The organism is Actinocatenispora comari (assembly GCF_017312725.1).
Lineage (GTDB): Bacteria > Actinomycetota > Actinomycetes > Mycobacteriales > Micromonosporaceae > Actinocatenispora > Actinocatenispora comari.
This window is the reverse complement of record NZ_BOPO01000132.1, coordinates 1-13,278: the sequence shown is the minus strand read 5'-3', so window position 1 is coordinate 13,278 and position 13,278 is coordinate 1. Positions and strand designations below refer to the sequence as shown.

At 74.2% G+C, this 13,278-nt stretch carries 14 protein-coding genes; 13 read left to right on the top strand and 1 reads right to left on the bottom strand.

From position 1 onward, the window contains the following. Positions 1–146: 146 nt before the first annotated feature. From rsmD to mutM, 9 genes are all read left to right on the top strand, one after another. Complete coding sequence (gene rsmD / locus NUM_RS32845) at positions 147–704, top strand: 16S rRNA (guanine(966)-N(2))-methyltransferase RsmD (protein ID WP_207128822.1); 558 nt, start codon at positions 147–149, stop codon at positions 702–704. Next, positions 701–1,186, top strand: a complete 486-nt coding sequence (gene coaD / locus NUM_RS32840) for a pantetheine-phosphate adenylyltransferase (protein ID WP_207128821.1) — start codon at positions 701–703, stop codon at positions 1,184–1,186. Before rsmD ends, coaD begins: the two co-directional genes overlap by 4 nt. Before the next feature lie 88 nt (positions 1,187–1,274). Further along, a complete protein-coding gene (locus NUM_RS32835) occupies positions 1,275–1,778 on the top strand; it encodes an ATP synthase subunit B family protein (RefSeq protein WP_207128854.1) in 504 nt (167 codons plus the stop codon). Positions 1,779–1,957: 179 nt separating this feature from the next. Continuing rightward, entirely contained in the window at positions 1,958–2,527 is a 570-nt protein-coding gene (locus NUM_RS32830; RefSeq protein ID WP_207128820.1) for a YceD family protein, read from the top strand. Positions 2,528–2,739: 212 nt separating this feature from the next. After that, entirely contained in the window at positions 2,740–2,913 is a 174-nt protein-coding gene (rpmF, locus tag NUM_RS32825; protein WP_030448133.1) for a 50S ribosomal protein L32, read from the top strand. Positions 2,914–2,925: 12 nt separating this feature from the next. Then, entirely contained in the window at positions 2,926–4,194 is a 1,269-nt protein-coding gene (locus tag NUM_RS32820) for a phosphate acyltransferase (protein ID WP_207128819.1), read from the top strand. Continuing rightward, the gene (gene rnc / locus NUM_RS32815) at positions 4,191–4,925 is read left to right on the top strand and encodes a ribonuclease III (RefSeq protein ID WP_207128818.1); all 735 of its coding nucleotides are present in this window, start codon (positions 4,191–4,193) and stop codon (positions 4,923–4,925) included. The genes NUM_RS32820 and rnc overlap by 4 nt, the downstream gene beginning before the upstream one ends. Beyond that, on the top strand, positions 4,922–6,115 hold the full coding sequence (locus NUM_RS32810; protein WP_207128817.1) for a mannosyltransferase family protein: 1,194 nt from the start codon (positions 4,922–4,924) through the stop codon (positions 6,113–6,115). The genes rnc and NUM_RS32810 overlap by 4 nt, the downstream gene beginning before the upstream one ends. Positions 6,116–6,124: 9 nt before the next feature. Further along, positions 6,125–6,991: a bifunctional DNA-formamidopyrimidine glycosylase/DNA-(apurinic or apyrimidinic site) lyase gene (gene mutM / locus NUM_RS32805; protein WP_207128816.1), complete on the top strand. Its 867-nt coding sequence runs from the start codon at positions 6,125–6,127 to the stop codon at positions 6,989–6,991. Here the strand turns inward: mutM and NUM_RS32800 are convergent. Further along, entirely contained in the window at positions 6,927–7,607 is a 681-nt protein-coding gene (locus tag NUM_RS32800) for a TMEM175 family protein (protein ID WP_207128815.1), read from the bottom strand. The two genes, mutM and NUM_RS32800, sit on opposite strands and share 65 nt — an antisense overlap. Positions 7,608–7,764: 157 nt before the next feature. On the opposite strand from NUM_RS32800, the gene NUM_RS32795 reads away from it, so the two are divergent. From NUM_RS32795 to NUM_RS32780, 4 genes are all read left to right on the top strand, one after another. Continuing rightward, positions 7,765–8,067, top strand: coding sequence for an acylphosphatase (locus NUM_RS32795; protein WP_207128814.1), 303 nt, complete (start codon positions 7,765–7,767; stop codon positions 8,065–8,067). A gap of 152 nt (positions 8,068–8,219) precedes the next feature. Further along, positions 8,220–8,414, top strand: a complete 195-nt coding sequence (locus tag NUM_RS32790; RefSeq protein WP_207128813.1) for a hypothetical protein — start codon at positions 8,220–8,222, stop codon at positions 8,412–8,414. A gap of 473 nt (positions 8,415–8,887) precedes the next feature. After that, complete coding sequence (smc, locus tag NUM_RS32785) at positions 8,888–12,454, top strand: chromosome segregation protein SMC (RefSeq protein WP_207128812.1); 3,567 nt, start codon at positions 8,888–8,890, stop codon at positions 12,452–12,454. Positions 12,455–12,584: 130 nt separating this feature from the next. Further along, complete coding sequence (locus NUM_RS32780) at positions 12,585–13,211, top strand: HAD-IA family hydrolase (RefSeq protein WP_207128853.1); 627 nt, start codon at positions 12,585–12,587, stop codon at positions 13,209–13,211. Positions 13,212–13,278 lie beyond the last annotated feature (67 nt).

Here is a 13,278-nt window from a genome sequence, read left to right as displayed (position 1 = left end):
CGGCCGGAAAGCGGCCGGTGGTTGGCGGCCACGACGGGCCGTCAGCGGACACGCAGAGTGCTGGCGCTGTCGCCCCGGGGCGGGCCCGGCCCGCGGTGCGGCGCCGGGTACCGTCACGCCGTGCAGGATGCCCACGGAGCGCGCCGATGACCCGGATCGTGGCCGGGTCGCTCGGTGGCCGCCGGCTCGCGGTACCGGCCGGGCAGTCCACCCGACCGACCTCGGAGCGGGTGCGCGAGGCGCTGTTCAACACGCTCGGCACGCTGCTGGAGCTGCCCGGCGCCCGGATGCTGGACCTGTACGCCGGGTCCGGCGCGGTCGGCTTCGAGGCGCTGTCCCGCGGCTGCGGGCACGCGCTGTTCGTCGAGTCCGACGCCCGGGCGGCCGCGGTGCTGCGCCGCAACGCCGCCCAGCTGGGGGTCGGCGGCGCGGCCCGGATCGTGGCCGGCCCGGTGTCCCGGACCCTGGAGCGGCCCCCGGCGCAGCGCTACGACCTGGCCTTCGCCGACCCGCCGTACGCGCTGGCGCAGGAGACGCTGACCGCGGTGCTGGCGGCGCTCGCCGCCGACTGGCTCGCGCCGGACGCCGTGCTGGTGGTGGAGCGCTCGACCCGGACCCCGGAGCCGGACTGGCCGGAGCAGATCACCGACCGGCGCGGACGGCGCTACGGCGAGACCACCCTTTGGTACGGTCGCCGATCATGAGGCGTGCGATCTGCCCCGGCTCGTTCGATCCCGTCACGAACGGGCATCTGGACATCATCGGCCGGGTGGCCAACCTGTACGACGAGGTCGTGGTGGCGGTCTTCGTCAACCAGTCCAAGGTCGGGCTGTTCGACGTCGACGAGCGCATCGCGATGCTCACCGAGGTCACCCACGAGTACCCGAACGTGACGATCGACTCGTTCGCGGGACTGACCGTGGACTACTGCCGGGCGCACGACATCTCGGTCATCGTGAAGGGGCTGCGCGCGGTCAGCGACTTCGACTACGAGTTGCAGCAGTCTCAGATGAACCTGGGGCTGGCCGGCGTGGAAACCCTCTTCATGGCCACGAACCCGCTTTACTCTTTTCTGTCGTCGAGTTTGGTCAAGGACGTCGCGAAGTGGGGCGGCGACGTGTCACCGCACGTTCCGGACGTGGTGGCCCAGCGGCTCGCCGCGCGGTTGCGCCCCGGTACGGCCTGACCCGGCGGCCCGGGCGCGCCGGTGCGCGGTGGGCCCGGTACCAGCACAAGGCAGGCGGTCCGCGCCTGGCAGGAGGGAAGTGACCGGGTTGGATCCGCTGGAGCGCATCGACGAGATCATGAACTACGTCGAGTCCGCCCGATCGGTGCCGATGTCGTCGCGCAACTGCATGGTCGACCGGGGCGAGATCATCGCGATGCTCGACGAGCTGCGCGCCGAACTGCCGGGCGAGCTGCGCCGCTCGCAGGCGCTGCTGGAGGAACGCGACAAGATCATCGCGGCCGGCCAGCGGGAGGCCGAGCGCATCATCACCGAGGGCGAGGCCGAGCACACCCGGCTGGTCTCGGCCAACGAGGTCGCCGTCTCCGCCGAACACGAGGCCAACCGGATCGTCGGGGAGGCCCGCGAGGAGTCGCAGCGGCTGCGCGAGGAGTGCGAGGAGTACGTCGATACCACGCTCGGCAACTTCGAGCGGCTGCTGACCAAGTCGCTCGCCACCATCGAACGCGGCCGGGACAAGATGCACGCGCTGCGCGAGATCGGCTCGTACGCGCCGGACGACGAGGAACTGACCGAGACGTCGCTGTCCTGACGGGGCTTCGGGTCCTGACGGGGCTTCGCGTCCTGACCGGGGCGTCGCTGTCCTGAGCGGGTCCGCGGGGCGGGCGGTGGGCCCGCCGTTCGACGCTGCCCGGCGCCCGCGGGTAGCCTTCCACGGTGCCGGCGGACCCTGCCGGCGTCCCACACACGATCGAGGTCGACCGAGACATCATGGCTGAAAGCACGCCGCGTCCGCCGGACGCCACGTCGCCGCTGGTGCTGTCCACCCGCGAGCTGCCCCGCGGTGCGGGGGAGATGCGCGAGGTCACCCGCACCGCGCCGGCACCGGCCGATCTCGGGCTGCCGCTGATCGGGGTGCCGGAGGGCGCCGAGCTCGACCTGGAGCTGCGGATGGAGTCCGCGTCCGAGGGCGTGTTCGTCTCCGGCACGGTGACCGCGCCGCTGCGCGGCGAGTGCGGTCGCTGCCTGCAGGAGATCTCCGACACGATCACGGTGCACCTCGGCGAGCTGTTCGCCTACCCGGGCAGCACCACCGACGAGACCGCCGACATCGACGAGGTGCGCCGGCTGCAGGACGAGCTGGCCGACCTGGAGCCGGTGATCCGGGACGCGATCGTGCTGGAGCTGCCGAGCAGCCCGCTGTGCCGCCCCGACTGCGCCGGCCTGTGCGCGCAGTGCGGCCAGCCGCTGGCCGACCTGCCGGCCGACCACAGCCACGAGACGCCCGACCCGCGCTGGTCCGCGCTGGCCGGGTTGAAGGACAAACTCGCCGATTCGTGACCGGTACCGCCGGTCGCGGGTCACCGAGGGGCAACCCGGGGCGTGGGCGATCGGGGCCGCGCCGGCCCCGTTCGAGCGGCTGTGGGCGACCCGCCAGTGGTCGTCGGCGCCGGATGGGTGACAATAGCTGGGCAGCTCGGTGAGCCGAGCGATTCCGTGTGCCCCGGCGCACGGTGCCCGATCCAACGAGAAGATCATCAGGAGTGAGTGACGTGGCCGTTCCGAAGCGCCGGATGTCGCGGAGCAACACGCGGTCTCGCCGCAGCCAGTGGAAGGCCACCGCGGTGGCGACCCAGCCGTGCCCGCAGTGCCGGTCGCCGAAGCTGCCGCACGCGGCGTGCGGTGTGTGCGGCACCTACAACGGCCGCCAGGTCGTGGAGGTCTGACCCGCCCGCGACATGACGCGATCCGAGCGGCGTGCCGCGCGGATCGCCGTCGACCTCCTCGGCGGGGACGATGCTCCCGCCGTCGTGGTTGACGGCGCTCTGCTGGCGCTGAACGCCGACCCCGTGCTCCGGCTGCTGCCGGTGGGGCCCCAGGTCGTTCTGGACGACCTGCTGGCCCGGCTGCCGGCTGCCCACCGCGACCGGGTCGAGCCGGTCCCGGTCGAGACCGACGGCACCCTGCCGGTGCACGCCGCGGTACGGCTGGTCTCCGCCGACCGCGCCGACGCGGTGGTGTCCGCCGGGGCGACCGGCTCGGCGGTGCGTTCCGCCGTGGCCCACTGCGGTCGGTACCCGGGGCTGCGCCGCCCGGCGCTCGCGGTCACCGTGCCGGCCGCCCGCGGTTCGCTGATCCTGCTCGACGTGGGCGCCGCGCCCGATCCGACCGCCGCCGACCTGGTCCGGCACGCGGTCCTCGGCGCCGGGTACGCGATGGCGACGCTCGGTGTCGCCCGGCCCCGGGTGGGGCTGCTGTCCATCGGGACCGAGCCGGGTGTCGGCGACGAGCTGCGGCGGGCCACCGACCGGCTGCTGGCCGCGGGGATACTGCCGCCTGACACCGAGTACGTCGGCCTGGTGGAGGGCTACGACGTGCCCGTCGGCGGCGTGGCCGACGTGGTCGTCACCGACGGCTTCACCGGAAACGTCCTGCTCAAGGGCATCGAAGGCGCCCTGCGCCTAGGTCGCAGTACGGAGGGCGCCCTGCGCCTGGGCCGTAGTGCGGAGGGCGACCTGCGCCTGAACGGCCGTGCGGAGGGCGATCTGCGCCTCGGCCGGGGTACGGAGGACGACCTGCGCCTGGGCCGCCGTGCAGAGGGTGATCTGCGCCTGCACGGCCGCGCGGAAGGCGTCCCGGGCCTGGGCAGCGGCGCGGAGGGTGCGCTGCGCCCGGGTGACGGTACGGACGGTGCGGCGCGGCCGGGGTCGGAACCCGCCGGCGACGGTGCGTCGGGCGTCGGGGACGCGCCGGTCGGTGCCGACGGGGTGCCGCGGGCCGCGGCGCTGTTGGGGGTGGCCGCGCCGGTGGTGGTCTGCCACGGTGCGGCGAACGGGTCGGATGTCGCCTCCGGGATCGGGTTCGCCGCGCGGATGGCGACCGGGCACACGGTCGAGCGGGTGGCGCAGATGGATCGAGTGTTCCGGGAGCTGACCCGGGCGCCAGGAGGTGTGCGAGGCGATGAGGCGACGACAGGTCCCGCCGAGGACGACCGGAGACCGCGATGAGTAGCGCGACACCGACCGAACTGACCGCGGCGCTGGGCGTCGAGCTGTCGCCGCAGCTGCTGGAGCGGGCCCTGACGCACCGCTCGTACGCGTACGAGCACGGCGGGCTGCCGACCAACGAGCGGCTGGAGTTTCTGGGCGACGCGGTGCTCGGGCTGGTGGTGACCGACGCGCTCTACCGCACCCACCCGGACCTGCCGGAGGGGCAGCTGGCGAAGCTGCGCGCCTCGGTGGTGAACATGCGGGCGCTGGCCGAGGTGGCGCGCGGGCTGGGCCCGCACGGGCTCGGCGCGTACGTGCGGCTGGGCAAGGGCGAGGAGACCACCGGCGGCCGGGACAAGGCGAGCATCCTCGCCGACACGACCGAGGCGCTGCTCGGCGCGGTCTACCTCGAGCACGGCACCGACGTGGCGTCGGTGCTGGTGCACAAGCTGTTCGACCCGCTGATGGCGGACGCGTCGCGGCGCGGTGCGGGCCTGGACTGGAAGACCAGCCTGCAGGAGCTGACGGCGAACCAGAACCTCGGCGTCCCCGAGTACGAGGTGGCCGAGGACGGGCCGGACCACGCGAAGACGTTCACCGCCTGGGCGGTGGTGGCCGGCGAGCGGTTCGGTTCCGGGAACGGCCGGAGCAAGAAGGAGGCCGAGCAGCGCGCCGCCGAGCAGGCGTGGCAGGACCTGTCGGCCCGGGCCGAGGAGGGCACCGGCGGCGCGTCGGCCGGTCGGGCGTGACCGAGCAGCTCGACGTCGGTGCCGCGGCGCCGGCGTCGGCGGCCGGGTCGTCGCCGCGGTCGGAGTTCGTGGTCCGGCAGGTGCTCGCGCCGGTGGCGATCTTCGCGGCGAACCGGCTGGTGCAGTTCGTGCTGCTGGCGCTGCTGGCCCGGCCGGGCCAGAGCGTCTACTCGCGACTGTCCATCTGGGACGCCGACTTCTTCCTGCGGATCGCGCGGGACGGCTACGACCACGCCCTGCAGTACGACGGGTCGGGCCACCTGATCGGCAACACGCTGGCGTTCTTCCCCGGCTACCCGCTGTGCGTCCGGTTCGTGGCGCTGTTCGGGGTGCCGTACGCCGCCGCCGGTGTGGTGGTGTCGTTGCTGGCCGGGGCCGCCGGTACGGTGCTGATCCACCTGCTGGGGCGGCGGCTGCGCGGTGAGCGGTTCGGCTACGTGCTCGCGGTGCTGTTCTGCGCGCAGCCGATGTCGGTGGTGTTCTCGATGGCCTACTCGGAGGCGCTGTTCTGCGCCCTGGTGCTGGCCATGCTGCTGAGCCTGCACCGGCAGCAGTGGTTGCTGGCCGGCGCGTTCGCGGTGGCCGCCGGGCTGACCCGCAGTACCGGCCTGGCCGCCGCGGTCGCGCTGGCCTGCTACGCCGGGTACCGGCTGTGGGCCGACCGGAGGCTGCCGGGTGCCCCGCGGGTACGGCCGGTGGTCGCGGCGGTGGCCGGGCTGGCCGCGGTGCCCGGCTTCTGGTTCTGGGTGGGGCAGCGGCTGGGCCGCGCCGACGGCTGGTTCGTCGAGCAGTCGCAGGGCTGGGGCACCGGCGTCGACTGGGGCGCGGCGAGCCTGCGTTTCGTGGCCGACACGTTCCGCAACGCCGACGGCTTCGTCCAGCTCGCGACGGCGTTGCTGCTGGTGTTCTCCGGCGCGCTGGTGCTCTGGGCGCTGCTGGACCGCACCGACGGCAACTGGTGGCCGGTCGCGCTGTACGGGCTGCTGGCCTACGGCACGGTGGCCGGCGCGTCCGGCTACTTCAACTCCCGCCCGCGGCTGCTGGTCCCGGTGCTGTCGGTGCTGCTGCCGGTCGGCGGCGCGCTGCTGCACGCGCGTACCCGGGTGCTGGTGCCCTGCCTGGTGGCGGTCAGCCTGGTGGGCTGCTGGTTCGGGGCGTACATGATCACCGTCTGGCCGTACACGATCTAGGAGTGCCGGGTGCCTGAACTGCCCGAGGTGGAGACCGTCCGTGCCGGCCTGGAGAAGTGGGTGGCCGGCCGGACCATCGAGCACGTCGAGGTGCACCACCCGCGGGCGATCCGCCGGCATGCACCCGGCGCCGAGCACTTCGCCGCGGCGCTGGTGGGCCGCACGATCGTCGGCGCCCGCCGGCGCGGCAAGTACCTGTGGCTGCCGCTGGACGGTCCGGGCGAGCCGGGCGACGCGATCCTCGCCCACCTGGGCATGTCCGGTCAGCTGCTGGTGCAGCCGGCGGACGAGCCGGACGAGAAGCACCTGCGGGTACGGGTCGGGTTCGCCGACGGCGGCACCGAGCTGCGGTTCGTCGACCAGCGCACGTTCGGCGGGCTCTCGCTGGCCGCGGGCGGCGCCGAGCTGCCGGCGGAGATCGCGCACATCGCCCGCGATCCGGTCGATCCCGCGTTCGACGACGAGGCGTTCGTCGCCGCGCTGCGCCGCCGCCGTACCGGCATCAAGCGAGCGTTGCTGGACCAGTCGCTGATCTCCGGAGTGGGCAACATCTACGCCGACGAGGCGCTGTGGCGGGCGAGGCTGCACTGGGCCCGCGCCACCGACACGATGACCCGCCCGGTGGTACGGGCGCTGCTGGCCGACGTGCGCGCGGTGCTCGGCGACGCGCTGCGCGCCGGCGGTACCAGCTTCGACGCGCTGTACGTCAACGTCAACGGCGAGTCCGGCTACTTCGACCGGTCGTTGGACGTGTACGGGCGGGACGGCGCGCCGTGTCACCGGTGTGGCGCGCCGATCCGGCGCGAGCCGTTCATGAACCGCTCGTCGTACCGCTGCCCGCACTGCCAGCCGCGTCCCCGCCAGCCTCGTTGGTGACCGGGGCGCCGGTGCGGCCGGCCGGCGCGGCCCGGCCGACCACGAACCAGACCACCAGCCCCGCTTCGACCAGCACCGAGCCGATCGGGGTGGCGAGCGCCAGCGCGGTCGCCGCGAGGTACCCGACGGGGCCGATCAGCGACGTGCGGCGGGCCCGCCGGGCGGCCTCGACGCCGCCGGGCTGCAGCAACTCGGGATGTCGGTACAGGTGCTGCCAGAACAGCGTGAACCACACCGAGGTGAGGGTCAGCGCGGCGCCGTAGAAGACCGCGGCCCCGGTCGCGTCGTGCCCGCCGGCGAGGTGTTCGCCGATGGTCGCGGTCGGTACCGGCAGGAAGCCGATCGTCAGCAGCATGCCGAGGTTGAGCAGCAGCAGGGTGCGGTCGACGGCGCGGACCTGATGGAACAGGTTGTGGTGGTGGATCCAGGCGATGCCGATGATCAGGAAGCTGACGACGTAGCCGACCAGCGAGGGCCACTCGTGGCCCAGCGCGGGCCACACCGCGGCGGCCGCGATCGGCGCGCGGATGTCCAGTACCAGCAGCGTCGCGGCGATCGCGATGATCCCGTCGCTGAGCGCGGACAGCCGCGCCGGCGTGATGGTGGTGGGGTTCACCGAGGGATTATCGGTGGCGGTCACCGGCCGCGTGGCGGCACGCGCCGGCGGCCGGCACCGGGCGAGTGACCGGGCCGGCAAACGTCGCCGGATCGGAACGTGGGGACTACTCTATGTATGCAACGGGACCACTCTCGGCTCTGGTCTGGACGGTCGGATGAGCGCGGCGACGCCGGACGAAACGGTCGGGTCGATTCGCCTGGTCGCGGCGGTGCGCGGCCTCGTGCAGGGGGTCGGCTTCCGGTACCGGACCCGATCCCGGGCGGAGGCGCTGGGTCTGTCCGGTTGGGCCCGGAACCTCCCCGATGGGCGAGTCGAGGTGGTCGCGGAGGGGGACCGTGCTGCATGTCACGATCTGGCCGATTGGCTCGGTGGTCCACAGGCCCCGGGGCGGGTGGATGCCGTGGTGGTACGGGTAGAGCGGGCACGCGGCGACCTGGCCGGCTTTGCGACGGGGTGATGAAGTTGAGTCCACCAGACTCATGACATCCTTGACGATGTCGGCCGTGCTGGCACACCATATGGACGTCGCCACTGCACCCGCCCGTCTCGCCGATCAGGCCGCGGGTGTGCATCTACGGCCATCCGGCGACGCATTCGCAAGGAGACACCATGGCGAAGGCCCTCTACGGCCACGTCGGTCACACGCCGGATCGGCGTCTGATCGACGAGGTCACCCGACTGCGCGCCCGGGTCCGGGCGCTGGAGTTCGAGACCGCACGGTTGCAGGCCGAGAACGACCGGCTGACCGCGGCGCGTCAGGAGTCCGACGATCTGTTCCGGATCTCCGAACCCGCGCTGACCTGAGCCGGCGCTGATCCGTACCGGGTCGACGACAGGGCGAAACGCCTGCTCGGGCCCGGATCCGTACGGACAGCGCGTCGAGCGGCAGCACACGCATCACCGCAGTGCCCACGGGTTCGGCCGTGGCGGAACCCGTACCCCGACGCCCGGCGTGGCCGCCGTTTCGCGGTCCCGTGTCGGTGGCGGCTGGAATGCCGCCACCGACTGCCTCCGGGCGGTCCGCGCGCCGACGCCGAGTTCCGCGTCGGCGCGTCCTCCTTCCTGCCGCGTGCGCCGGCGTGACCCCACCCGTTGTGGGGTCCCCCGGGCGCGCCGGAGGTGCGCTCCTGCCCGGCGGGCGCGGCGCGGCACGGTAACCTGCGACTCGGGCCTTTTCGCCCCGGCAGGCACGTCGGTGGGCCCGGGCGCGCGGGTCATCACGCGCAGGTCGGCGCGCCGCGCGCAGGTCAGTACCCGCATGGAGGATCGACAGCCCAGTGCATCTCAAGAGCCTCACGCTGAAGGGCTTCAAGTCGTTCGCCACCGCCACGACGCTGAAGCTGGAACCCGGCGTCACCTGCGTGGTCGGGCCGAACGGCTCGGGCAAGTCCAACGTGGTGGACGCGATCGCCTGGGTGCTCGGCGAGCAGGGCGCCAAGGCGCTGCGCGGCGGCAAGATGGACGACGTGATCTTCGCCGGTACGTCCGGCCGGGCCCCGCTCGGGCGCGCCGAGGTCACCCTGACCATCGACAACTCCGACGGTGCGCTGCCCATCGACTACACCGAGGTGTCGATCACCCGGCGGCTGTTTCGCACCGGCGACGGCGAGTACGAGATCAACGGCGACCGGTGCCGGCTGCTCGACATCCAGGAACTGCTGTCCGACTCCGGCATCGGCCGGGAGATGCACGTCATCGTCGGCCAGGGCCAGCTCGACGCGGTGCTGCACGCGAAGCCGGAGGACCGGCGCGGGTTCATCGAGGAGGCCGCCGGCGTCCTGAAACACCGCAAGCGCAAGGAAAAGGCGCTGCGCAAGCTGGACGCGATGCAGGCCAACCTGAACCGGGTGCAGGACCTGACCGGTGAGTTGCGCCGCCAGCTCAAGCCGCTGGGCAAGCAGGCCGAGATCGCCCGCCGGGCCGCCGGCATCCAGGCCGACCTGCGCGACGCGCGACTGCGGCTGCTGGCCGACGACCTTTCCTCGGTCCGCGGCACGCTGCGCAAGGACGTCTCCGACGAGGAGTCGATCCGGGCCAGCCGGGAACGCATCGAGGCCGAACACGGCACCGCGCAGCGCCGGCTCGCCGAGCTGGAGGAGGCCCTGGCGGCCGACGCGCCGGTGCTCGCCCGGGCGCAGGAGACCTGGTACAAGCTCTCCGGGCTGCAGGAGCGGTTCCGGTCGACCAGCCAGCTCGCCGCCGAGCGGGTCCGGTTCCTGTCCGCCGCCGGCGACGACGAGCGCACCGGCCGCGACCCGGACGCGCTGGAGCGCGAGGCGGAGCGGGTCCGCGAGCAGGAGACCGAGCTGCGGCTCGCGCTGGAAGAGGACAAGGCACGGCTGGCCGAGACGGTCGAGTACCGGCAGCAGGTCGAGTCCGATCTCGCCGGCGCGGAACGCGAACTGGTCGCCGCGGCCAAGGCGGTCGCCGACCGGCGCGAGGGCCTGGCGAAGCTGACCGGGCAGGTCAACGCGCTGCAGACCCGGTCCCGGGCGGCGCAGGACGAGATCGCCCGGCTCACCATGGCGCTCGACGAGGCGCAGGCGCGGTACGAGACCGCCGCCGAGGAGCTCGCCGTCGCGCAGGAGAGCGCCGACGGCATCGACTCCGACGACCTGCAGCTCGAACAGCAGCTCGCCGACGCCAAGCAGGCCCGGCAGGCCGCCGAGGCGACGGTCAAGCAGCTCACCGACGCCGAGCGCGCCGCCGAGCGCGAGGCGACCCAGTGGAAGGCGCGGGAGGAGGCGCTCGCGCTCGGGCTGCGGCGCAAGGACGGCGCTGGCGCGCTGCTCGCCGCCGGCGCCGACCGGCTGCCGGGCGTGCTCGGCAGCGTCGCCGCCCTGCTCACCGTCGAGACCGGGTACGAGGCGGCGGTCGCCGCCGCGCTCGGCCCGTTCGCCGACGCGGTCGCGGTGCGCGCGGTCGACCACGCGGTCGCCGCGGTCGAGCTGCTCAAGGCCGACGACGCCGGCCGCGCCACCATGCTGGTCGGTACCGGCACCGCACCCGCCGAGCCGACCGGCGTGCTGCCCGGCGGCGCCCGCTGGGCGCTGCAGGTACTGCAGGCGCCGGCGGAGCTGCAGCCGGCGCTTGACATGCTGCTGCGCGACACCGCGGTGGTCGACGACCTCGCCGCGGCCCGCAGCCTGGTCGCCGACCGGCCCGAGCTGCGCGCGGTCAGCCGGGACGGCGACGTGCTCGGCGCCGACCACGCCGCCGGCGGTTCCGCCTCGGCGCCGAGCTTCATCGAGGTACAGGCCGCGGTCGACGAGGCGGCGCAGCGCCGGGCCGAGGCCGAGGCGCGGGTCGAGGAGCTGGGCGAGCAGCTGGACCGGGCCCGCGCGGTGGTGACCGAACGGGCCGAGGCGGCCAAGGCGGCCGAGCAGTCCCGCCGGTCGGCCGAGCAACAGCGCAACGCGGTGTCCCGGCAGCTCGCCGAGTACGGCGCGGCGGCCCGGTCGGCGCGCGGCGAGGCGGACCGGTTGCAGACCTCCCGGCAGAAGGCCGAGCAGGCCCGCGACGCCGACCTGGCCGGCCTTGCCGAGCTGGAGGAGCGGCTGCGGCTGGCCGAGGCTACCCCGGCCGACGAGGAGCCGGACGCCACCCGGCGCGACGAGCTGGCCGCCGCGGTCGGCCCGTCCCGGCAGGCGGAGATGGAGGCCCGGCTCGCGGTGCGCACCGCCGAGGAGCGGGTCCGGGCGCTGTCCGGCCGCGCCGACGGGCTGGCCCGGCAGGCCGCCCAGGAACGGGCCGCCCGGGAACGCGCCGCCGCCCGCAAGGCCCGCCGGGAGCGGGGCGCCACAATCGCGCGGGCGGTGTCGCTCGCGGCGCAGGCCGCGCTGCACCGCATCGGCGAGTCGTTGACCGCCGCGGCCAGCGAACGCGACGAGATCGCCGCCGCCCGTACCGGCCGCGAGGCCGAGCTGACCGAGGTGCGTACCCGGGTGCGCGACCTGGGCGGTGAGCTGGAACGGCTGACCGACGCCCTGCACCGGGACGAGGTGGCCCGGGCCGAGCAGCGGATGCGGATCGAGCAGCTGGAGGCCAAGGCGGCCGAGGAGTACGCGATCGACGTCGAGACGCTGCTCGGCGAGTACGGGCCGGAGCAGCCGGTGCCGCCGACCGCCGCCGAGGTGGCCGCGGCCGAGGCCGCGGAGAAGCCGGTACCGCAGCCGACGCCGTTCGACCGGGCGACGCAGGAGAAGCGGGCGTCCCGGGCGGAGCGGGAGCTGGCGCTGCTGGGCAAGGTGAACCCGCTCGCGCTGGAGGAGTTCGCGGCGCTGGAGGAGCGGTACAAGTTCCTCTCCGAGCAGCTGGAGGACCTGAAGGGCACCCGGCGCGACCTGCTGACCGTGGTCAAGGAGGTCGACGACCGGATCCTGGAGGTGTTCCGCAGCGCGTACGAGGACACCGCGCGCGAGTTCGAGAAGGTGTTCGCGGTGCTGTTCCCGGGTGGCGAGGGGCGGCTGAGCCTCACCGACCCGGACGACCTGCTCACCACCGGCATCGAGGTCGAGGCCCGGCCGCCGAACAAGAAGGTGAAGCGGCTGTCGCTGCTGTCCGGCGGCGAGCGCTCGCTGACCGCGATCGCCCTGTTGTGCGCGATCTTCCGGGCCCGCCCCAGCCCGTTCTACGTGATGGACGAGGTCGAGGCGGCGCTGGACGACGTCAACCTGGGCCGGCTGCTCGACGTGATGCGGCTGCTGCAGGCCGAGTCGCAGCTGATCGTGATCACCCACCAGAAGCGCACCATGGAGATAGCCGACGCGCTGTACGGGGTGACCATGCGCGGCGGTGTCACCCAGGTGATCAGCCAGCGCCTCGCCGAGGCCGCCGCCGGCTGACCGGTTCGTCCCCCGGTATCGGCTGCCCCGGTTCGGCGCGCGCCGGTCGGTGGTCGCGGCGGGAGCCGGCCCGCTAGCCTTGCGGCCGGTGCGGCGCTCGGGCCGCACCACGGTGTGGGTGGGGGAGCGGATGCGGGAGCGGTGCCAGGCGCTGGTGCTGGACATGGACGGCGTGCTGCGCGAGTTCGACCCGGCCAACGAGCGGACCGTCGCGGCGGCGCACGGGCTGCCCGACGGCATGCTCACCGACCTCGCGTTCGAGCCGGACCGGCTGCGCGCCGTGGTCACCGGCCGCTCCAGCCACGACGAGTGGCTCGCCTCGATCACCGACGCGCTGGCCGCCGCGACCGACGACCGGCCGCGCGCCGAGCGGGCGGTGGCCGCGTGGTCGGCGTACCGCGGGGTGGTGGTGCCGGCGGTGCTCGACGCGGTGCGCGCGCTGCGGGCCGCCGGGGTGCCGGTGCTGCTGGCCTCGAACGCCACCGACCGGCTCGACGCCGATCTGGAGCTGCTGGGGCTGGTCGGCGAGTTCGACGGGGTGCTCAACTCGTCGCGGCTGGGGCACGCGAAGCCGTCCGCCGAGTTCTACGCGGCGGCCTGCGACCGGCTCGGCGTGCCGGCCCGGCTGTGCCTGCTGGTCGACGACAGCGACCGCAACGTGCGCGGCGCGCGGGCCGCCGGCCTCGCCGCGATCCGCTACACCGGCCCGTCCGATCTCGGCTACCTGTCCGCCGCGCTGGCCCCGGCGACCGCCTGAGCGCCGATCCTTCCGTGGCTGGTCGGCGCGGGTGCCGCCCCACGCCTGGCGCCGGCGCCGCCGGGCC

Excerpts from the sequence above, each read along its gene's own strand:
- rsmD (WP_207128822.1), top strand. The coding sequence starts at position 147 with ATGACCCGGATCGTGGCCGGGTCGCTCGGTGGCCGCCGGCTCGCGGTA.
- coaD (WP_207128821.1), top strand. The coding sequence starts at position 701 with ATGAGGCGTGCGATCTGCCCCGGCTCGTTCGATCCCGTCACGAACGGG.
- NUM_RS32830 (WP_207128820.1), top strand. The coding sequence starts at position 1,958 with ATGGCTGAAAGCACGCCGCGTCCGCCGGACGCCACGTCGCCGCTGGTG.
- NUM_RS32820 (WP_207128819.1), top strand. The coding sequence starts at position 2,926 with ATGACGCGATCCGAGCGGCGTGCCGCGCGGATCGCCGTCGACCTCCTC.
- rnc (WP_207128818.1), top strand. The coding sequence starts at position 4,191 with ATGAGTAGCGCGACACCGACCGAACTGACCGCGGCGCTGGGCGTCGAG.
- NUM_RS32795 (WP_207128814.1), top strand. The coding sequence starts at position 7,765 with ATGAGCGCGGCGACGCCGGACGAAACGGTCGGGTCGATTCGCCTGGTC.
- NUM_RS32790 (WP_207128813.1), top strand. The coding sequence starts at position 8,220 with ATGGCGAAGGCCCTCTACGGCCACGTCGGTCACACGCCGGATCGGCGT.
- NUM_RS32780 (WP_207128853.1), top strand. The coding sequence starts at position 12,585 with ATGCGGGAGCGGTGCCAGGCGCTGGTGCTGGACATGGACGGCGTGCTG.